This is a genomic window from Pseudomonas sp. S2_A10 (assembly GCF_054668465.1).
Map to the genome: position 1 here is coordinate 5,315,854 of NZ_CP162773.1, position 21,778 is coordinate 5,337,631.

The window sequence follows — 21,778 nt, forward strand, 5'->3', positions numbered from 1 at the left end:
GGGGAAACGGGGACAGATCACGTTTTGGAATGCGTTTTAAACATGGTCTGTCCCCGTTTATCTGGGTGCTAGGCCGGTGTCAGATCACATCTAGGCCTCTACAATTAACAAGAGACATTCAAACCACAAGCAGAGATAAAATCACGTATCGGTATATCAAGAACGCTACTTTCTCCAGCGGAGAGTACATCTTGCAATGTGACGATGCCTTTTTCAAAGTCTAAAGAAACGTCAAAGCAATTAAACTCGAACGCCCTGAACAGAATGCTCTCTGAGCAAACCCGCTCATCAAAGGCGTTTTTCAAAATAGAGCGAACGCTGTCGTCCAACTCTTGGGCCACAAATCGTTCTATTATCGTGCCGCCACTGCTCATAACCATTCCTAACCAGTACGAGAACGCAGTCTGGATCACACCATCCCGAACATTTATTTTGATTGTCGAGATCGGAGCGCATCAGACGTTTGTTCCAATCACCTTACTTGGGAAAACGGCGGACAGACACGTTTTACTCCTTCATGTCGTAGAGGGTGCGGCCCTTGTTTTGCGCGGCCAGCAGGTTCAGATCATTACCGGCGTAGACGTAGGCTTCGTTGCCTGTGCAGATCTTCCCCGCGACCAGTGTGGTGTCGAGGTCCGGGCTGGTATTTGCGTCGCCGCTGGCGATGAATCAGCAGCTTCCTGAAAAGAGTGGTCGTCCTCTTCATGGACGCGTTTCTTGCCGTGCCTGCTGTGGATTTCGACGTTGTGTTCATCACCGGCCGAGACAGGGAGATATCGCGCTTGGCCTCGGCGGTAAGGTTGCCGGTAGCTTCGGCGATGGCGACAACGTTGATGTCGCGACCGGCATTGAGCTTCAGGTCGCCACCGCTTTTACGCTGGACGAGAATTGAAAGGTGGTCTGTCCCCGTTTATCTCCTCCATTTGTTGTGAATAACGCTTTTCTAATCTTTCAGCAGACCTTTGAACTCCATCGCGTTCATCTGGAAAGTAAGCAGAATAAACATCAGCTGCAATTTTCATCAGAGAAACGTAGTCAGCCACAGGTATGCTAGAAGTTAACGCTTCCCCCAAGAAGAAACTTACCTCATTGAATTCTTCTGGATCGTCCCAATCCTGATCAAGCGAGTAAAAAAAACCTTCAGCCACTGAGAACCCATGTCCCTGCGAAGCGTCGTAGATAAACGCAGGAAAATTAGTCCTCCCTCTTACGATAGAAGCCTCAATTAACTCGTAAAGACCCTCATAATCTGCGTCAGTTGAAGAAAATGATTCCTTGAGAACCTCTAACCAAACCAAATCAGCCATTATTTCGTCCTCGGCGGCATAGTAATAAATGAGTTTGTTATATCTCCAGTTTTGCTATCACGCGTCACTTGAAAGTAATAACCATCAACTTTGATACTGGCCTCCCTCATGGCTGGATTAGCTCTGAACAAAGAGCCAGCTTCGACTGCCGCCCTGCTCGACATATCAGCCACCTTGATATCTGACAGAATTTTCGAATCATAAGTTGTTTTGGTGGATTTGGACTTGTATCCACCGACCAACTCGCCCCGAGTGTTAGTTTTAGGCAACTGATAACTATACTCCACAAGGCCAGGATAACGGACATCCGTAGTTTTATTGGAGATTTTTGCCCCAGTTTTTTCAACCGACTCCAAGAAGGCATCGCTGTTATGAGCACCAGAAATCGTCCCCGCCTTACTATTACGCACGCCAATCTGGGTGTTATGACTAAGAACTTTCTCGCCAAAATCTTTCAAAAATGTAGAGGTTGCCTGACCTCCAACGGTGGCTGCCCCCTCTGAACCTATCGCTGCCGGCCTAACGACTGCCGCAATCTGCTCAGCCGTTAGCTTAGCCCCAGTTTTCGCTTCGATCTCCATCAAACCGCGGAGATCACTCAGTTCCTTGGCTGCGGCCCCACCTGCTGTGGCCCCTAACCCCACGGGAAGTGCCTCCGACATTCCTGCCTCAGCGGTCCAGATCGCGACTTCGTTCGCGCACAGCACTGGGTTTGCTGCACAAGTAGCTGCACCTCTCGTGGCCAACTGTCCAAGCAAACCAATCGCTTCCGGCGCAAGAGCAATAATTCCCGCTGCAGCCAACAATTTCACCGCATTAGCCGGATCCCCTTTCGGAAGGTGGTCGAGGACCGCTCGCGTCCTAGCGTTGGTCGAGTCGGCGATATTGCTATGAAGGAATTGATCTGTGATCCCCGAATCGTCATTTTCCCAAAGTTTATTTAATGCAAGAGAGCCTTCATCAATCTCAGCCTTGATCTGCGCGCAATCGCCGGTCGCCCAACAGTTATTGAGCCGCGCCGTGTTATCCGCATCACGCTTGGCAAACTCAGCTCGAACAGCATCACAGTTGTCTTTACACTCCTTAAGCGCTTTCTCGAGGTCTTTTACATCCTGGTGATTCAGGAAGTTGTACTGTGTCGCATTGTTGGCAACCCAAGAGGCGTTTTCCAATGACTCTTGATCAGTATTGCCCAGCGCAGTTGCGGAGAGCACCCCCACTATCTGCGACCCCATGAGCAACAACTCGGGATTGCCCTTGAACCATTTGTTCATCTCACCAACAAGCGCTTCATTCGCACCAGCCGCCAACGCGCCTGTCGCAAAATCCCCGCCGGTCATCTCCGACAACAGCCCACCCACCGCCGCATGAATGATGATTTTGCCCGCTGAGCCATCATCCAGAACGCCCTGCGTGAGATCGCCCACCATGTTGAAGCTGAACGCTGCGACGGTATTGAACAGAGCCGTCTTCAGAACGTCACCGGCGCTTGCATCGCCGCCGACTGCCTTGGTGATCAGCGCGGAAGTGCCACCCTGGATGATTTGGCTTCCAGCGAATCTACCGACGCCCTCCCACGTGGCTAACGACGGGCCGAGCAGCTTTCCGGTATTCGGATCGTATTTCATACCCGTCAGCTGGTTCAGGTATTCGGCCATCAATCCGGCTGTCACTCCGGAAATCACATAGCCCTTCAGTGCATCGGATGAAGTAACGTCCGCGAAAACCGCTCCAAGGTTTCCGCCGTTATTGATAAAACTGGTCGTGGCATTCGTGGCTGCACCTGTTGCCACAGCGGCGAGGCCTGCGGCCCAGGCTGTGCCCATGCTCGCGCTTAGCGAAGCGAACGCAGCAGGCCCGACAAAGGCAGCCATCACGATCGCAATAATCATCTGCGAAGCCGGGCCAAGCCCCGAGTTGCTGTATTTAAACGACTCGTGAATCTCCTTCACGCGCCGCCAATCAACATCTCCCCGAGCCTCCGCATCCTTCAACCACGCCAGTTGCGGATCAGCCTTGACCATCGCATCAATGGTCTGGCTGACGGACTCCTGACTCACATCCTTGATATCAATCTTCAGCCCATCGACCGCTTTCAGGACGATGTTGCCCTTGGCGATCATCTGCGTCTGGCGCAGGGTTTCGTCGGTGTTGCCGCGACCTTTCGCCGAGACCCACGCCGCGTTGTTGTTGGTTTTGGTATGGCTCTCGTCATGCAGATCCTTCACCCCTTCGAAGGTGATGGCGCCGCCGCTGTCGAGGAGGATGTCCTTGCCGCTGTCGAGTTTGGCCACCTGGTAATGCTGGTCGCCCAGGCTGACCAGAGACAGGTTGCCGCCGGTCTTGATTTCGCTGCCGACGTGGGTGACCTGGGTGACTTCGTCGCGCTGGAGTTTCAGGTTGCCGAAACCGCCCTTCTCCTTCATGTCGTAGAGCGTGTGGTCCTTGTTCTGCGCGGCCAGCAAATTGAGGTCGTTACGGGCGTAGACGTAGGCTTCATTGCCTGCGCTGATTTTGCTCGAGATCAGTGTGGTGTCACGCCCGGAACTGGTTTTTACGTCGCCGCCGGCGATGAACTCAGCTGCTTTCTGAACAGTGTGGTCATCCTGTTCATGGACGCGTTTCTTGCCGTCCTTGCTATGGGTTTCGACGTTGTGTTCATCACCGGCCGAGGACAGGTAGATGTCGCGCTTGGCCTCGGCGGTGAGGTTGCCGGTGGCTTCGGCTGTGCTGGCGACGACGTTGATGTCGCGACCGGCATCGAGCTTCAGGTCGCCGCCGGTTTTCACTGTAGACGCGAGGTTTTCCACGGTGGTGGTAATGACTGAGCGATGGCCGCCATCGAAGGATTCGTGGAGTTCGTCTTCGTCGCGTGTCGCCAACAGGTTGATGTCGCGCGCTGCACTCAGGCTGGCGTCACCACCGCTGCTGATGGCAGACGCGTTGGTCAGATCCTGTCCGGACTTGATGGTCAGGCTGTCGCGGGCGCTGATGATGCCGCCGTCGTCGACGAGGGTGCGCATGCCGTTGCCATCACGCACCGCGATGGCGGTGCGATCGTTGACGATATCGCCCTTGAGTGTCGTCAGTTCGACCTGATTGCCACGGATTTCGCCGGCTAGGGCGTTGCGGATGCTGTCGGTGGCCATGAGTTTGATGCGCTCATCGGCTTCGACCAGACCGCCCTGATAGAGGCTGCCCTTGACGTCGACGGACACGTCGTTGCTGGCCTTCAATGTGCCGACGTTGACCAGATCGCTACCGGCCAGCATTTCCAGATCTCGGCCCTGAATCAGGCTGCCACCGCGCACGTTGCGCGACTCGGCCTGCGCCAGATACAACACCGGCACCAGCACTTTCTGGCCGTCGACGATGCGCTCTTCCATCCAGACAATGTCGTGGGTCAGCGCAGCGACCTGCGCCGAGGTCAGGCTGACGCCGACTGAGAGGTTCAGTTGATTTTTGCTGGCGAGCGCGTTATCCATCAGATAACGAAATTGCTCGTAGTCGTTCTCCAGGCCACCGGCGAGAAAACGCTGGCCGGTCTGGGCCATGACGGCGTCGCTGATCAGCCGCGATTCATAGCGACCGTCACCGAGGCGACGCGCCGCTTCATCGGCGCTGAAGTCGAGCTTGCCGAGCAGGTAGTCGGAGCTCATGAACGCCGTCGTCTGAGTCAGCTCTGGGTTGGTTTCGATCAGATAACGGCTCTGCGGATTCGTGCTTTGCACGAACATGCCGTACGGGCCTTTCGGCAACCGGAAGGTCGAGGAAGCCGTCGGGTCGACGGCGGCGAACGGCACACCTTTGAAGTCCACCGGTGTGAAGCTGATCTGCTTCACGCCATCGGCGTCGACATGCTCGATACGGGTAACGGATCTGGAGGTTTGGGCGACAGCGTCGGTGCTATGTTTGCCCAGGTTGATGTTGATGCCGCCGACCGCGTCAGTCTGGTCGCTGGCCAGAGAACCTGTCAGTTGGCCATAAGTGTTGTCGTATAGCGTGCCGTTCTGGATGCTGTTGGTGACGTCGAGCTTGACCTTGCCGCCGGCCTGCATCACCGCAGCGTAAACGGCGTTGCCGTTTGCGTTCCAGGTGGTGACGTCACTCATCAAAGAGAATCGCGAATCACTGGAGCGACTGATCAGTTCATCGAACCGCACCTGATCGAAGTTGCCGGCCGCGGTAGCCGCGTTGAACGCCGGAACATCGACGAACTCCATCTTGTCCCAGAGGCTGTTGTCGATACGCCCAGGGGTGCCCCTTTTCACCACGCGCGTCCCCGAACGCGACTCCCCGCCCTGGTTCAGCAGGCTGTCAGCCGTCACGGTCAGGTTGCCGTTGGCGGCCAGCAGGCTGTAACGGTTTTCAACCTGGTTGGCGTGGATGGTGAAGTTCTTGCCTGCCACGAATCGCGCCGCGCGCGAGTCCTTGAGCACCTCGTCGTTGAATTGGGTAGTGATGGTGATGGTGCCGCGCTTCCAGCCATCACCACCATCGCAGTGCTGACCGCACACCCAGCTCAAACTGCCGGACGACTGACCGGAAGTCAGCTCGAACTCGGCTTTGGCGTTTTCGAAGGAAACCGCGTTGATATCGACGTCACCCTCGCCTTCGATGGTGCCCGACAAGTTGCTGAACAACGCCGCGCGCCCGCCATCGACAGCGTCGAAGCTCATGTTGCCGCGGCTGTAAATATCGCCGTAATAGTTATTCAGGCTGTTGCCGTGCAGCTTCATCGTGCCGCCGCTGAACAGCAGCGTGTCGGCATCGTTGTAGAGACCGTTGGCGGCGGTGAGTTCGAGATTGCCTTGGGCGCCGAGGGTGCCTTTGTTATTGATCCGTGCCGCCGTCACCGTGAGGTTCTGGTTGGCGATCAGGCGACCGAGATTGTCCAGTGTGCCGCGCAAGGTCATCACGGTGTCGCCGCCGCCAACCAGTCGCCCGTCCTGCTGGATCACGTCGTTGGCGCTGATCGTGAGTTTCTGCTGCGCGGAGACTTTGCCGCTGTTGAGCAGATTGCCGCCGAGGGTCAGCGCCAGATCGCCGCCGCTGAGCAATTGTCCGGCATTGTTCAGGTTGGCCACGTTGAGGCTGAGCGCCGAAGCACTGGCGATCCGTTCGCCAGCATTGAGCGTCAGGTTCTGCGCACTGGTGTAGGTCAGCCCGCCGTTCAGTTGCCAGGTACCAACACCGTTGACCGAGCCGACATCCCATACACCATTGCCCAGCCCGGTGAGACTGCCCTGGTTGTTGGCCAGTTGGCTCACATCCAGGTCGAAAAGGCCCTGCGCCGCGTGGCGCACATTGCCGCTGAAGTTATTGATTTCGGCACCCGACAGCAGCAGGTCCTGACTGCCGATTTCGATCACGCCGCTCTGGTTGTTCAGATTGCCGGTCAGCTTGATCTGACTCGCAGCGCCACCGAGGGCGCGGAGCTGGCCGCCGGCGCTGTTATCCAAGCCGCTGGCAGTCAGCTTGAGGCTGTTCGCCGATTCGATCAGGCCGCCCTGATTGAGAACCTGCCCGACGGCTTCGAGCCCCAGCTGATTACCGCTGATCTCGCCGCCGGTGTTGTCCAGGCTGGTACCAGTGAAGATCACCTGATCCTTGCCGAACATTCTGCCGGCGCGGTTAGCCAAGCGCGTCACGGTCAGCGTCAAGTCATCAATCAGGCTGGAAATCAGCCCGGCCTTGCCGCTGGCTGCACTGTTGTCGAGGTCGGCACTGGTGATGCTCACCGAGTCGGCTTGCAGCGTGCCGCCCTGGTTTTGCAAATTGCCGTTGTTCAGCGCCAGTTCGGCATGGCTGCCGTTGGCCAGAATCACACCTTGCTGGTTGAGCAGTGTTTTGCCAGTAATCTTCAGGCCGTCGCTGCCAGCGATGATCTGCCCGGCAGCGTTGTTGTTGATCCAGGCGCTATTGATGTCCAGGCGCTTGCCTTGCAGGGTGCCGCCCCGGTTATCCAGCGAGGTCAGTTGATCAAGGAGCAAGCGCTGTGCGCCAGCATCGACCAGACCGGTGACGTTGCTGAAAACTCCGGCAATGTTGAGGACGACATCGCCGCCATTACCGACGATGCCGCCCTTGTCGTTGTTGCCAAGTTGTTTGGCATTGATGTCGATAGCGTTGCCGAGCAGGACACCGGCGCTGTTGTCGATCTCGTCACCGTCGATGTGCAACTGACCTTCGCTCTGAATCCGGCCCTGTTGATTCAGCAGTTGCGACTGGCTTGGTGCAGTTTGCTTGAGGATCAACCGCGCGCCATCGGCACCTGCGGCCAACAACCCGTTGGCACGGTTATCAAGGCTGGCCGCGTGCAACTCCAGGTCGTCGGCGATCATCCGCCCGCCACGGTTGTCGACGTATCCGTCCTTGGCCACCACCAGCAATTGCCGGGCGGCGACTACACCGCCACGGTTATCGATAGAGCTGGCACGCAGTTCCACATCGCCTTTGATGGATTGCAGACGGCCCAATGCGTTGTTCAAGTGCTGCTGGACGAGGAGCGTCAGTTGCCCGGTTTCGGCGCTGAGCGTGCCGTCGTTGTTGCCGATCAGATTGCGCAGGTTTGCGTCGACGATGCCGCCCAAAAGTTGGCCGCTGGCGTTTTGCAGATCCTGCGCGGTCAGGCTCAGGCGATCGGTCCCCTGGATCAGGCCAAGGCTGTTATCCAGGTCTGCACTGGAAACCACGCTGTCATCGGACGAAATCGCGCCTTGCGTATTATCCAGCGTGCCGCGACTGGCCACCTCGAGGGTTTTGCCCGTCAGACTTGCGTTGCGGTTGTTGATGCTCTGCGCAGTGACGGTCAAGCGATCCGAGGCTTGCACCTTGCCGTCGTGGTTGTCGAAATCCTGAGTCAGCGTCAGATCAGCAGCACCGTTTTCCGCGCTGATCACACCCTTGGCGCTGTTATCAAGGCGAGTGGCCGTGACGTGAATGTCGTCGGCAGCCAGCGTCCCACCCTGATTGAGCAACTCCCCTCCCGACAGTGCCAGTGTGGTTTTCGCCTGGATCTTGCCCGCGCCGTTATTCAGACGTTCGCGGGCGACAACCTTGGCCTCACCGTCGCTGGCGCCGATCAGGCCGCCACCGTTGTCCAGTTGACGGGCGTCCACGTCGAGGCGACCGGCGATCACTTTGCCGCCGGTGTTTTTTACCTCCTGAGCATTGAGCTTGAGGCTGCCGCCGGCGATTTCGATACGGCCCTGACGGTTGTCGATACTGTCGACCACCAGTGTTGCCTCTTGCCCATCGGCGAAGCGAATCAGGCCGCTGAGGTTGACGATGGCCGGCGCGCTCACGACCAGACGGGTTTCACCATAAACACGCGCATTCACACCTTGGTTGACCAGGCGCGCCGCGTTCAGAGTGAGGTCTTGAGCCTGCACGGTACCGTTCTGGTTCTCGAACGTTGCGGCTGCGCTGGCGGCCAGGGTGCGGCTGGCCAACACGCTGCCACTGTTGCTCACCGAAGCACTGTTGATCGACAGATCACCCTTGGCGTTGCGGCTGTTGTCTGCGTTCACCCCGGCTTCGATCACACCAGCGTTGGTCAGCCTGCCGCCGCTGCTCAGGCTGACGCTGTCACGGGCAGCGAGGCTTTGGCGATTGATCAGGTCTTCGGCGGTTTGTACGGTGACCTGCGTACCGGCATAAACCGCGCCCTGGGCATCGAGACTTTTGGCCTTTACATCGACGGCATTACCCGCCGTGACTTTAGCCAGGGTCAGCTGGCCATTGGCGTCGATCCGGATGTCACCGGCGCTGGCGGCAAGATCCCCCGCCAGCTTCACACCAACGCCCTGCTCGGTACCGACCAGTTTGATTGCACCGGCATACATGCCGCCGAGCGCCGAGGAGTCGATGGCCAGTTGTGGTCTGGCGCTGCCGTCATCGGCACGGGCGGTGGCACTGAGCGTGTCGGCGTTGACGTCGTTGCGGCCGGTGGTGATGTTCAGGTTTTTTGCGTGGATCTGTGCATTGATCTGCGCGCTGCGAGTAATGATTTCGAAACTGTCGACGTTGCTCGCATCAAGACCGACGCCGTCAATCGAAACGCTTCCCTGGTCGACCTGAAAGCGCTCCAGGCGACCATTGTCGAGCACCGGCTTACCGGTGGTCAGCGTGACACGTGGCGTGTTGATGAAACCGCAACCGTTGCAACTGATGCCGTAAGGATTGGAAACGATCACCCGTGCCGATTGCCCTGCGACTTCGGTGTAGCCGCGCAACTGGCTCGGGCTGCCGCCATTGACTTCGTTGAGGATGGTTTGTGCCGCTGCGCCACGCAGGTTCGGGTTGCCGAGAATGATCCCGCCCAGTTGCGTCTGTTGCATGCGGTCGGTGGCGTTGTTGAGGATGACGCCTTGCGCACCGACGTTGTAGTCGTGGAACTGGTTATGCGACAGGCCACTGCCATTGGGCGCTGCGATGTTGACGATTGGCACGCCATTGCCGGCGCGATCCAGACTGGTGCCGGGTGCACTGACAACGATGCCGTCCGCCTGCGCCCACACCGGTTGCCAGAACATGACGTTCGCCAGCAAAAAGGCCAGACCACGCTTGGGCATGCCGCAAAATTGCTCGCGCTTTTTTACGGCCGCAGAAGGTTGGCTGGCCAGGAAGGCCAGGTGGCGAATGTCCATATCAGAATCTCGAAGCGGGCAAAAATTAAATGAAGAAATCCAGGCGGAAATAGATCGGCGCTTCACGCTCGGTCAGCGCGTCGGGTCGTTCCAGGGAATGCGCGAAAGTCACGCTGGCGGCCACATGCTGACCACGGGCGAACAGCTCCAGCGAGTTGCTCGACATGCGCCCGTGCTGATCGCCGTTGTAGCGATCGCCGCGAATTACGCCCTGGTCGTATCCGAGGCTGGTGCCGTACTCGGCGAACACCAGTTGCAGCCATTCGGCAGTCACCGGGCGGCTCCAGCGCAGGTCGTTGCGCCAGTAACCACCGCTGTCGCCAGACAGCGATTGATCCTTGTAGCCACGGATCGACGCCGAGCCGCCGAGGCTCGTGCGTTGTGGGCTGAACAGCACATCTTCGCTGCGCTGGCCGGTCATCAGGCTGCTGAAGCTGAAGGATTCACCGAGCAATTTGAACGGCTGCAAATAGCTCAGCGTTGCGGTGTATTTGCGGTAGCGTGCGTCCGGCTCGCCAGGACCGGGATCGTGACTGCCCTGCGCATCGAAAGCGCCGATGCCCTCCTGCACGCCAGCATCGAAGTTGACGAACGCGCTGCCGACACGACGGCCGTGGTTGAAGCCGAATTGCGCTTCGCTGATGCGATTGCTGCTCAGTTTGAGTTTGCTGTCTTCGATGAAGTTGTTGCTGCGCAGGTACGAAAGTCCCGCACTGAGGGAGGTCTTGCTGACCGCGTCGCGATGGATCACGCGTTCGGCGCGCAACTGATGGTTTTCGCTGTCGCCGGTCTGCTTGAAGTTGTAGCCGTTGGCGGCAATCTGCGAGCGGTACTCGCTCTGGCTGTAGGTGTAACTGAACGTCCACCAGCCCCACGGCAGACTGTAATTGAGCATGGCGTTGTTGGAGGTGTGCTGGTGATCGGTCATCGCATCGTGGCCGCCGCGCAGGCTCAATTGGTCAGCCAGCCCCAGCGGGCTGTCCCAGTCGAACGACGTGCCCCACTGCTGCTCGCCGGTGCTGCGTTGGCCATCGTTGCTGCGCGACAGGCCGGCGCGCCAAGGTTTCTGCGGCGTGTTGGTGACGCGCACTTCACTGCCGCCGACATTCTGCCCCGGCGCCAGCTCCATTTTGGCCTGGTTGGACGGCAGGCGATTGAGCTGGTCGACCATTTGCTCGATCTCGCGCAGGTTGACCAGTTCACCGCTTTTGCCGGGAAAGGCCATGGCCAGTTCGCGATCCGAGAGCCGGCTGTTTTCTGCGCCTTTCATGCCTTCGAGTTTGCCTTCGACCACCAGCACTTTCAGGTGTCCGGCGGACAGATCCTGTTGCGGCAGATACGCACGACTGGTGACCAGACCTTTTTCGATGTAGTGATCGGTGATGACTTTGAGCAGCTCGTTGAGCTGCGGCACGCCGAGGCATTCGCCGATATAAGGCTTGAGCAGCCGCGTCTTCTCACGCTCCGAGAGGCTGTCGGCGCCCTTGAGCTCGATGTCCTTGATGGTGAAGCAGCGCGTATCGACGGGGGTTGTCGGTTGCGCCGGTTTGGCGTCTTTGCCGGGCAGATCCTTGAGTTCTTCGAGGCGCCGCTGCTGCTCTTCGAGCAAGCGGCTCTGACGTTCGCGGATCAGGTCGGTTTCACCAGGAGTGGGCGCGGCCCAGGCAGATTCAAGCGGAGAAAGGCAAAGCAGCGCCAGGCACAACCGCGCCGTGAAGGCGGGTGAAAACATGTTCGATCCCTCGACATAAAAAGTGACATCAAAATAGTGGCGCGATATTAGAGGGCCATCATTTTGACGTCAAACTTAAGTTTGTTCCGCTCATCGGGATTTGCCGCGCTTTCATATGGGTGAAACCAGCACCTGCGTACAAGTGGCGGGCGCGTTTTGCGCGGATAGTGGCCGTTGCCCATTCGGCATCTATTCTTGCCACACACGATCACAAGGAGTTTGCATGAGCACCTTCAAGACCCAAGACGGCACCGAGATCTATTACAAGGACTGGGGCAGCGGCAAGCCCGTGCTGTTCAGCCACGGCTGGCCGCTGGATGCCGACATGTGGGAATACCAGATGGAGTACCTGAGCAGTCGCGGCTACCGCACCATCGCCTTCGACCGCCGTGGTTTCGGTCGCTCGGAGCAGCCGTGGACCGGCTACGACTACGACACTTTCGCCGATGACATCGCCGGTTTGATCAACCATCTGGACTTGCGCGACGTAACTCTGGTCGGCTTCTCCATGGGTGGCGGCGACGTCAGCCGCTACATCGCCCGCCACGGCAGCGAGCGTGTTGCCGGCCTGGTATTGCTCGGTGCGGTCACGCCGCTGTTCGGCAAGAAAGCCGACTTCGCCGACGGCGTCGACAAATCGGTGTTCGACGGCATCAAGGCCGGCCTGCTGAAGGATCGTGCGCAATTCATCGCTGATTTCAACGCGCCGTTCTACGGCACCAATCAGGGCCAGAAAGTCTCTGACGGCGTGCTCACGCAAACCCTGAACATCGCGCTGATGGCCTCGCTCAAGGGCACCGTCGATTGCGTGACCGCGTTCTCGGAAACCGACTTCCGCCCGGACATGGCCAAGATCGACGTGCCGACCCTTGTGATCCATGGTGACGGCGACCAGATCGTGCCGTTCGAAACCACCGGCAAGCAGGCCGCCGCACAAATCAAGGGCGCCGAGTTGAAGGTTTACGCTGGCGCGCCGCACGGTTTCGCCGTGACCCATGCGCAGGCGTTGAATGAGGATCTGCTGGCGTTCCTCAATCGGTAATCCCGCCCGGCAAAAGCCGTAGTCAGATGCTGATGAACCAAGGCCCGCGCAATGCGGGCCTTGTGTTTTGCGCTATGGTATTTTTCTGCGTCCACTACCCGGAGAAGGAAATCCCATGCTGCGACTACTCGGCAAAGCCTCATCGATCAACGTGCGCAAAGTGCTGTGGACCTGTGCTGAACTGGACATCCAATTCGAGCGCGAAGACTGGGGTTCGGGCTTCAAGTCGCCGAACACGCCGGAGTTTCTCGCGCTGAATCCCTGCGCCATGGTGCCGGTGATTCAGGACGGCGATTTCACTCTCTGGGAATCCAACACCATCATTCGTTATCTGGCGACGCGTTACGGCGGTGCGCATTTATATCCGGTTGAGCCCATCGCCCGCGCGCGGGTCGATCAGTGGATCGATTGGCAGGCCTCGGAGCTGAATCGCTCGTGGTCGTATCCGCTGATGGCGCTGGTGCGCAAGTCGCCGGACTATCAGGATCGCGATGCCCTGGCCGCCGGCTGCCGGGACTGGACGCGCAACATGCAAATCCTCGATCGCCAACTGGAGAAGACCGATGCTTACGTCAGTGGCGAGCAATTTTCCCTGGCGGACATCCCGATAGGGCTGTCAGTGAATCGCTGGTTCGAAACGCCGCTCGATCACGGGGACCTGGCTGCGGTGCGCGCCTATTACGATCGCTTGAATCAGCGCGACGGTTATCGTTTGTACGGGCGCAACGGCACGCCATAAAGACATGCTCGATCAGGCTTGCTCACGCACAACGCCCCGCTCTTCAAGCAAGCGCACGAACATGCTCAGACTGCGCGACACCGTGCCCCGCCGCCACACCAGCCAAGTGGTCAGATAGCGGAAGTCCGCCGTCAGCGGCCAGACGCTGACCGTCGCGCTGCCGGGCATGCTCTGCAGCATTTTGCGCGGCATCAGCGCCAGGCCGGCACCGGCGCTGACGCAGGCGAGCATGCCGTGGTAGGACTCCATTTCGAAGATCTTGCCCGGTACGGCAGCGTCAGTGCTGAACCATTTTTCGAAATGATGCCGGTAAGAACAGTTGGAACGGAAGGCGTAGATGTTTTCGCCATTCACGTCCGCCGCACGTTCGACCGGTGAATGATTGAGCGGCGCGATGATGACCATTTCCTCCTCGAACGCCGGCACCCCTTCCAGCGCCGGATGCAGCACCGGGCCGTCGACGAATGCAGCGGCGAGCCGCCCGGACAGCACGCCGTCGATCATCGTCCCCGATGGCCCGGTGGACAGGTCAAGGTCGACCTTCGGGTGCTGCTGGTTGTACGCCGCCAGCAGTTCGGGAATACGCACCGCTGCGGTACTTTCCAGCGAACCCAAGGGGAACGCGCCCTGGGGTTCCTCCCCCGCCACCGTGGCTCGGGCTTCCTGCACCAGATCGAGAATGCGCCGCGTGTATTCGAGAAAACTCCACCCGGCCGGCGACAGGCGCAATCGGCTTTTCTCACGGATGAACAGATCGACGCCGAGATCCTGCTCAAGCTGCTTGATCCGCGTAGTCAGGTTCGACGGCACGCGGTGGATCTGCGTGGCGGCGGCGCTGATGCTGCCGTGCTCGGCCACGGCCTTGAAGATTTCCAGTTGCACCAGATCCAAAGTCATTCTCCAATCGTGAAAGAAACGCTCTTTATTATTCAGTTTCCAGAAAACTAACGCCATCCTACTCTAGGCCCATCCGACGAACCTACAGGACAACGTCATGAGCCAGATTTCCAGCCAGACCCACGCCATCTCGATCAACCCCGCCACCGGCGAGCAGATCGGTGACTACGCGTTTGAATCCGCCGCTGCCCTTGATGCGGCACTGACTCGCGCTGCATTCGCTTTCGGCAAGTGGAAGCGCAAGCCGCTGCAGGATCGTTCGCGCCTGTTGACCGCCCTCGCCGGCGCGCTGCGTGAAACCTCAGAAGCGATGGCAACCATGATCACCCAGGAAATGGGCAAGCCGATCGCCCAGGCCCGTGGCGAAATCGAGAAATGCGCTAAGCTCTGCGAGTGGTACGCCGAACACGGCCCAGCCATGCTCGACGCCGAGGCGACTCAGGTGGAAGGCGGCAAGGCGCGCATCGAGTACCGCCCGCTGGGGCCGATTCTGGCAGTGATGCCGTGGAATTTCCCGATCTGGCAAGTGCTGCGCGGCGCGGTGCCGACGCTGATTGCCGGCAACACCTACGTACTCAAGCACGCGCCGAACGTGATGGGCAGCGCTTACCTGCTGCGCGATGCGTTTGTTCGCGCCGGCTTCCCCGAGGGCGTGTTTGAAGTGATCAACGTGACCCCGGAAGGCGTTTCCACCGCCATCGCCGATTCGCGCATCGCCGCTGTGACGCTGACCGGCAGCGTCCGCGCCGGTATGGCCATCGGCGCTCAGGCCGGTGCGGCATTGAAGAAATGCGTGCTGGAACTCGGCGGCTCCGATCCGTTCATCGTGCTCAACGATGCTGATCTGGATGAGGCGGTGCACGCGGCGGTGGTCGGTCGTTATCAGAATTCCGGCCAGGTCTGCGCGGCTGCCAAACGTCTGATCATCGAACAAGGTGTGGTCGAGGAATTCACCCGCAAGTTCGTTGAAGCGACACGCCAGTTGAAAATGGGCGATCCGCTGAACGCCGACACTTACATCGGGCCGATGGCGCGTTTCGATCTGCGTGATGAGCTGGATCAGCAAGTGCGCGACACGTTGGAGGAAGGCGCGACGCTGTTGCTGGGGGGCGGCAAGGTTGAGGGTTCGGGCAACTACTATGAGCCGACGGTACTGGCGGATGTCACCGACCGCATGACTTCGTTCAAGCAAGAGCTGTTCGGCCCGGTCGCTTCGATCATCACCGCCCGCGATTGCGCACACGCCGTGGCCTTGGCCAACGACAGCGATTTCGGCCTGACCGCGACTATCTACACCGCGAACGTGGCGCTGGCTGAGCAACTGACCAGTGAACTGGAAACCGGCGGCGTGTTCATCAACGGCTACTCCGCCAGCGATCCACGTGTGACCTTCGGCGGCGTGAAAAAAAGCGGCTTCGGTCGTGAGCTGTCGCACTTTGGCGTACGGGAATTCTGCAACGCGCAGACCGTGTGGCTGGATCGTAAATAAGCCTGGTGCTGTAAAACCTGTGGGAGCGAGCCTGCTCGCGAAAGCGGTGTATCAAGCGATGAAGATGCCGAATCCACCGGCGCCATCGCTGGCAAGCCAGCTACCACAAATACTGCGGTGGAAACTGATACAGCAAACACCATAGAACCCTGTGGGAGCTGGCTTGCCAGCGATGGCGGTGCATCAGCCAGCATTTATACCGGCTGATTCACCGCTTTCGTGAGCAAGCTCACTCCCACAAGTCCACGCAATTTAAAGATATTTCAACCAGCTGATGTCCCGGCGCCGCGCTTTCAATGCAGAGAACCAGCGCACTGCCGGGAACAGCACCACGGCAAGAACCACCGCCGCCAGCCACACCGCAGTCACCGTCGAAAAGCCGAAATAGCTGCCCTGATTCAGGCCGAACAGCGCCACACCGATCAGGTACAACACCTTCAACACATACAAGTGCAGCAGATAGAAAAACATCGGCGCCGAACCGAACACCGTCAGCCAGCCAATCCAGCGGCGACTCTGCACGCGCTCAAAGGCGAGCAACAGCAACAGACCCACGCTCACAGTCAGCGCGATGAACAGCAGCGACGGCGGATATTTGGTGATGTTGAAAAAACTCATCAGTGTCTGCACCAGCGAATCGCTGATCGCCCACGGTTTTTCGCCGTAGCCGTTAATCAAGCGCAGCACCATAAATCCCAGCAATCCACCGACCCCGGCAATCAGCAAACGACGCTGACGCACCGCCGCGTCCATGCCCCGAGCAAACCACGGCCCCAGCGCATAGCCCAGGCCGATTACACCAATCCACGGCAGCAGCGGGTACGAGGTGCGCAGGCGCAGGGTGTCGCTGATCTCGATCCAGCCTCGATCATGCAGAATCGCCCAAGGCACATGCAGCGCCGACTCGACCGGGAAATGCAGCGTATCAAGCAAGTTGTGCCCGGCGATGATCGCCAGGCTCAGCGTCAGCAGCACCGCACGTGGCAACCAGACCAGCAGCGCCAGCGCGATCATGCTCAGGCCGATCGCCCAGATCACTTGCAGGTAGATCACGCTGGGCGGCAACTGGAAGGTCCAGGCGAAGTTGACCAAGGTGAATTCCAGCGCTACCAGGAACAATCCGCGCTTGAACAGAAACGCGCTGACATCGGCTTTGCCAGCGTATTTTTCGCCGTAGAGCCATGCCGACAAACCGGTCAGCAAGACAAATACCGGCGCACACAAATGCGCCAATGTGCGGCTGAAAAACAGCGCCGGCTCGGTGCTGGCGATGTCCATCGGATCGTAGACCTGGCGATGCAGCAGGAAGGTTTCGCGCACGTGATCGAGCAGCATGAACAGGATCACCAGGCCCGGAGCGCATCAATGGATAGCAGCCGGCCAGTCGTCAAGGAGGCAGAACGGGGAAGCACAGGGGTCATGGATCTTTCGCAATCGAGAGGGATAACACCGGACGGCCGCAACGCCGCCCGCAAATTCGCGTTACCTTATAACATCAAAAAAGCAAAACCCAAACAAGTCAGGATCAAGGTTGCCCATCGGCCCCGGCCTTCTATAGTGAACAGGTCTGCCCTGCCGTCGCGGCCCTCCTCGAGCGTTGTCCATGGTCAACACCGAACACCTGATCATTTGCGAGCACTGTGATTGTGTGTACGAGAAAGTCGTGCTCGCCCAACACCAGAAAACCCTGTGCGTGCGCTGCGGTGGCGTGCTGCAGCGCTTCAACGGCCTGACCATCGAGCAGCGTCTGGCGCTGACGTTCACGGCGGCGATGCTGTGGCTGTTTGCCAATTTCTACCCGGTGATGAGCATCAGCCTCAAAGGCATGAAAAACAGCGCAACCCTGTGGGATTCGGTGCTTGCTCTGAGTCAGGGGCCGATTACGTTCATTGCAATGGTCGCGGCTATTGCGATCATCATCGCCCCGGCATTTCAGCTGGTGTTGCTGGTCTGGGTGTTGAGTTTTGCCCTCGGCCTGCGTCGGGCACCGGGATTCAACCTGTGCATGCGCTGGCTGGAAACCCTGCGCCCGTGGAGCATGCTCGAAGTGTGTCTGCTGGGGGCGATGGTCGCGGTGTTCAAACTCGCCGGACTGCTCGATGTACTGCCCGGGATCGGCCTGTTCGCCCTGGCGGTGCTGAGCCTGATGATGATCCGCATTGCCGGCCGGGACATTCGTGAACTGTGGGACATTTTATGAAGCGTCCACCGACCGCCAGCGAACTCAACCTGTGCCTGTGCCACAGCTGTGGCCTGGCCTGTGACATGACCGACGAGCCACACCAGTGCCCGCGCTGTGATGCGCCGTTGCACCGGCGCAAGACCAATTCGCTGGCGCGCACCTGGGCGTACATGCTCGCCGCGCTGGCGTTTTATGTTCCCGCCAATCTGCTGCCGGTGATGAATACGGTGATGCTCGGCAACGGCGCCGACAGCACGATCATGAGTGGCGTGCTGGAGTTCTGGGAGGCCGGAGCGTGGGACATTGCCCTGATCATTTTCATCGCCAGCATCGCGGTGCCGGGAATCAAATTCGTCGCCCTGACCTTGCTGCTGGTCACCGTACAGCGCAACAGCGATTGGGCGCGCAGGGAGCGTTCGAAGCTGTACCGCTTCGTCGAACTGATCGGTTACTGGTCGATGCTCGATGTGCTGGTGGTCGCGCTGGTTGCTGCGCTGGTGAAATTCCAGGCGCTGGGCGATATCGAGCCACGACCGGGCATCCTCTTCTTCGGCCTGGTCGTGGTCTTCACCATGCTCGCGGCGATGAGTTTCGACCCGCGCCTGATCTGGGACAAGGACACCAGCGACACGGTCAGCGACGTAGCGTCTCCAACAGCACCTGCAACGGATGGCGCAGCGCCTGATCCGACTGGCGCTTGACCTGGCTGCGGCAAGAATAGCCAGTCGCCAACGCCTCGCCCTGCTCCGCCGAAGCCTGCACCTGACGCGCCCACGATTGCTCATAAATGACTGCCGAGGTCTGCCGATTACGTGCTTCGTGGCCGTAAGTACCGGACATGCCGCAGCAACCGGTAGCCTGTGTGGCCAGCTTCAGACCGGCACGTTCGAAGACCTGTTCCCACTGGCGGGTCGCGGCCGGCGCGTTAGTTTTCTCCGTGCAATGGGCGAGCAGACGGAACGCTTTCGGCTGAGCATCAGGCGTCCGTTCTGGCATGACCTTGAGCAACCATTCCTGCACCAGCGCCACTTCAGGACATTCATTCAGGCCCGGTACTTTCAGGTATTCCTGGCGATAGACCAGAGTCATCGCCGGATCCAGCCCCAGCAAGGGCACCCCGGTCTGCGCCAGCGCCTGCAACTGCTCAGCATTACGCAACGCCGCGCGATTGAACGCCGAGAGAAAGCCCTGCACATGCAGCGGTTTGCCATTGGCGCTGAACGGTGCCAGATACACCTGATAACCCAACCGCGAAATCAGCTCGACCAGATCAGCCAGCAGCGGCGCTTCGAAGTAGCGGGTGAAGGCGTCCTGCACGATAACCACGCTGCGTTCGCGTTGCTCTGGGGTCAGCGCCGACAGCGTTGCAACCGTTGCTGGCTGCACCTGCCAACGGCGCATCGCCGCGTGGAAATCGAAGCGGCTGAGCAACGGCACATCGACCATGCCACCGATCCGCGCCAGTGCGCCACGCACCCAGCCGGCGCCCATCACACCGTTGTACAGCGCCGGAATCCGCGCCATATAGGGAATGGTGTATTCCAGCGAGGCAATCAGGTAATCCCGTGCCGGCCGCAGATAACGACTGTGATACAGCTCGAGAAAACGCGAGCGGAATTCCGGCACGTTGACCTTGACCGGGCACTGCCCCGCGCAGGATTTGCAGGCCAGGCAACCGGCCATGGCGTCATACACTTCATGGGAGAAGTCCGCCGACGGATCGCGGCTGTTGCGCCAGCGCTGCCACAGCGTGGGGAAAAACGCCGGTTTGCGGATCGCATCCGAGAGCACGTCGACGCCCGCCTCGCCCTGCAACCGCAGCCATTCACGAATCAATGACGCGCGGCCCTTGGGCGACTGCGCGCGTTCGCGGGTCGCTTTCCACGACGGGCACATGGCGTCATCGGGATCGAAGTTGTAGCAGGCGCCGTTGCCATTGCAGTGCATGGCCGCGCCGTAGCTTTGCCAGACTTTCTCGTCAATCTGCCGATCCAGCTCGCCGCGCAGAGTCACTTCGTCGATCTTCAGCAGTGCCGATCCGCTGTTGGCCGGCGTGGCGATTTTGCCGGGGTTGAACTGGTTGAACGGGTCGAACGCGGCTTTCAAGGCTTGCAGCGCCGGGTACAACTCGCCGAAGAATGCCGGCGCGTATTCCGAACGCAGGCCCTTGCCATGCTCGCCCCAGAGCAGGCCGCCGTAGCGCTGGGTCAACGCGGCGACGCCATCAGACACCGGGCGTACCAGCGCCGCTTGCTGCGGATCTTTCATGTCGAGAATCGGCCGCACGTGCAGTACGCCGGCGTCGACATGGCCGAACATGCCGTACTGCAAGCCGTGGCTGTCGAGCAGCTCGCGCAGCTCGGCGATGTATTCGGCCAAATGCTGCGGCGGCACTGCGGTGTCTTCAACGAACGGCTGCGGGCGGGCTTCGCCGGCGACGTTGCCGAGCAGGCCCACCGCCCGTTTGCGCATGCCGTAGACCTTGTTCACCGCTGCCTGACCGATCGCCAGCGTATGCCCCAGGCGCTCCACCGTGCGGTCGTTTTGCAGATGTTCGAGGAACGCTTCGACGCGGCGCTGCAGGTCTTCGGGATCGTCACCGCAGAACTCGACCAGGTTGATGCCCAGAGTCGGTCGCTCAGGGTTTTCGGGAAAATATTCGGCAACGCCGTGCCAGACGATGTCCTGCATCGCCAGCAGCAAGACCTTGGAATCGACGGTTTCGATCGACAACGGCTTGAGCGCCATCAACGCCCGCGCATCGCGCAGGGCATCCATGAACCCGGCGTAGCGGATATTCACCAGCATCGTGTGCTTGGGAATCGGCAGCACGTTGAGCCGCGCTTCGACGACGAAGCCCAGCGAGCCCTCCGCGCCACACAGCACGCTGTTGAGGTTGAAGCGCTGATCGGCCTCACGCAGGTGCGCCAGGTCATAACCGGTCAGGCAGCGGTTGAGATCCGGAAAGCGTGCCTTGATCAGCTCGCCCTGTTCATCAATGATCTGCCGCGCACAACGATAGACTTCGCCGACGCGATCGTCGCGTGCGCACTGCGCTGCAAGCTCATCCTCCGCCAGCGGCAGACCGCGCAAACGCTCGCCGCCGCGCAGGATCATCTCCAGTTCCAGCACATGGTCGCGGGTTTTGCCGTAGGTGCAACTGCCCTGGCCACTGGCGTCGGTGTTGATCATGCCGCCGACCGTGGCGCGGTTCGAGGTCGACAGTTCCGGGGCGAAGAACAGCCCGGCGGATTTCAACGCGGCGTTGAGCTGATCCTTGACCACCCCGGCCTGCACCCGCACCCAGCGCTGTTCGACGTTGACTTCCAGAATGCGATTCATGTGCCGCGACAGGTCGACGACGATACCGTCCGTCAGCGATTGACCGTTGGTGCCGGTGCCACCGCCACGCGGGGTGATCACCACCTTTTCGTACGCCGGTTCGGCAATCAGCCGCGCCACCCGCGCCACATCGTCCGCATCCAGCGGAAAAACTGCGGCTTGCGGCAGGCGTTGATAGATCGAGTTGTCGGTCGCGAGCACCACGCGGCTGGCGTAATCAGCGCTGATTTCACCGCGAAAGCCGCTGTCTTTCAGGGCGGCGAGGAATTGTTGGTAATCGCCGGTCAGGGCTTTTGCGGGCGACAGCTGGGCAATCATTGGTCGGGTCATCTCGGTCAAATCGGGCTGTGTGGCGGTGGACAGTTGTGCGCAACGAATGATTGCGTCAGGCTCCGCC

At 59.6% G+C, this 21,778-nt stretch carries 12 protein-coding genes and 1 pseudogene; 6 read left to right on the top strand and 7 right to left on the bottom strand.

Annotated features, from left to right (window positions below; all coding sequences use genetic code 11):
• Positions 1-104: 104 nt before the first annotated feature.
• On the bottom strand, positions 105-374 hold the full coding sequence (locus tag AB4N41_RS23730) for a hypothetical protein (protein ID WP_016775048.1): 270 nt from the start codon (positions 372-374) through the stop codon (positions 105-107).
• A 218-nt stretch (positions 375-592) separates the two neighbouring features.
• Here AB4N41_RS23730 and AB4N41_RS23735 point away from each other — a divergent pair, with 218 nt between their 5' ends.
• Positions 593-892, top strand: coding sequence for a hypothetical protein (locus AB4N41_RS23735; protein ID WP_130927882.1), 300 nt, complete (start codon positions 593-595; stop codon positions 890-892).
• Here AB4N41_RS23735 and AB4N41_RS23740 read toward each other — a convergent pair.
• From AB4N41_RS23740 to AB4N41_RS23750, 3 genes are read right to left on the bottom strand one after another with little or no spacing between them, the layout of a single operon-like run.
• Complete coding sequence (locus AB4N41_RS23740; protein WP_016775049.1) at positions 873-1,307, bottom strand: hypothetical protein; 435 nt, start codon at positions 1,305-1,307, stop codon at positions 873-875. The two genes, AB4N41_RS23735 and AB4N41_RS23740, sit on opposite strands and share 20 nt — an antisense overlap.
• Complete coding sequence (locus tag AB4N41_RS23745; protein ID WP_252876462.1) at positions 1,307-9,958, bottom strand: two-partner secretion domain-containing protein; 8,652 nt, start codon at positions 9,956-9,958, stop codon at positions 1,307-1,309. The genes AB4N41_RS23740 and AB4N41_RS23745 overlap by 1 nt, the downstream gene beginning before the upstream one ends.
• Positions 9,959-9,983: 25 nt before the next feature.
• Positions 9,984-11,690 (bottom strand): ShlB/FhaC/HecB family hemolysin secretion/activation protein, encoded by a 1,707-nt coding sequence (locus AB4N41_RS23750; protein WP_252876463.1) that lies wholly within the window; start codon positions 11,688-11,690, stop codon positions 9,984-9,986.
• A gap of 223 nt (positions 11,691-11,913) precedes the next feature.
• Here AB4N41_RS23750 and AB4N41_RS23755 point away from each other — a divergent pair, with 223 nt between their 5' ends.
• Both AB4N41_RS23755 and AB4N41_RS23760 read left to right on the top strand, forming a co-directional pair.
• The gene (locus tag AB4N41_RS23755) at positions 11,914-12,732 is read left to right on the top strand and encodes an alpha/beta fold hydrolase (protein WP_095180222.1); all 819 of its coding nucleotides are present in this window, start codon (positions 11,914-11,916) and stop codon (positions 12,730-12,732) included.
• Between the two features lie 115 nt (positions 12,733-12,847).
• Positions 12,848-13,471, top strand: a complete 624-nt coding sequence (locus AB4N41_RS23760; protein WP_460138109.1) for a glutathione S-transferase family protein — start codon at positions 12,848-12,850, stop codon at positions 13,469-13,471.
• Between the two features lie 12 nt (positions 13,472-13,483).
• Here AB4N41_RS23760 and ptrR read toward each other — a convergent pair whose 3' ends face one another.
• Complete coding sequence (ptrR, locus tag AB4N41_RS23765) at positions 13,484-14,362, bottom strand: putrescine utilization regulator PtrR (protein ID WP_038862196.1); 879 nt, start codon at positions 14,360-14,362, stop codon at positions 13,484-13,486.
• Between the two features lie 103 nt (positions 14,363-14,465).
• On the opposite strand from ptrR, the gene AB4N41_RS23770 reads away from it, so the two are divergent.
• The gene (locus tag AB4N41_RS23770; protein WP_310216493.1) at positions 14,466-15,857 is read left to right on the top strand and encodes an aldehyde dehydrogenase family protein; all 1,392 of its coding nucleotides are present in this window, start codon (positions 14,466-14,468) and stop codon (positions 15,855-15,857) included.
• A gap of 252 nt (positions 15,858-16,109) precedes the next feature.
• Here AB4N41_RS23770 and AB4N41_RS23775 read toward each other — a convergent pair.
• Positions 16,110-17,278, bottom strand: a pseudogene (locus tag AB4N41_RS23775) (DUF1624 domain-containing protein).
• 182 nt (positions 17,279-17,460) lie between these two features.
• On the opposite strand from AB4N41_RS23775, the gene AB4N41_RS23780 reads away from it, so the two are divergent.
• A complete protein-coding gene (locus AB4N41_RS23780; protein ID WP_041480769.1) occupies positions 17,461-18,057 on the top strand; it encodes a paraquat-inducible protein A in 597 nt (198 codons plus the stop codon).
• Positions 18,054-18,740, top strand: coding sequence for a paraquat-inducible protein A (locus AB4N41_RS23785; protein WP_460138110.1), 687 nt, complete (start codon positions 18,054-18,056; stop codon positions 18,738-18,740). Before AB4N41_RS23780 ends, AB4N41_RS23785 begins: the two co-directional genes overlap by 4 nt.
• Here AB4N41_RS23785 and ydiJ read toward each other — a convergent pair.
• Positions 18,673-21,699, bottom strand: coding sequence for a D-2-hydroxyglutarate dehydrogenase YdiJ (gene ydiJ / locus AB4N41_RS23790; protein WP_460138421.1), 3,027 nt, complete (start codon positions 21,697-21,699; stop codon positions 18,673-18,675). The genes AB4N41_RS23785 and ydiJ overlap by 68 nt on opposite strands.
• Positions 21,700-21,778: the final 79 nt, after the last annotated feature.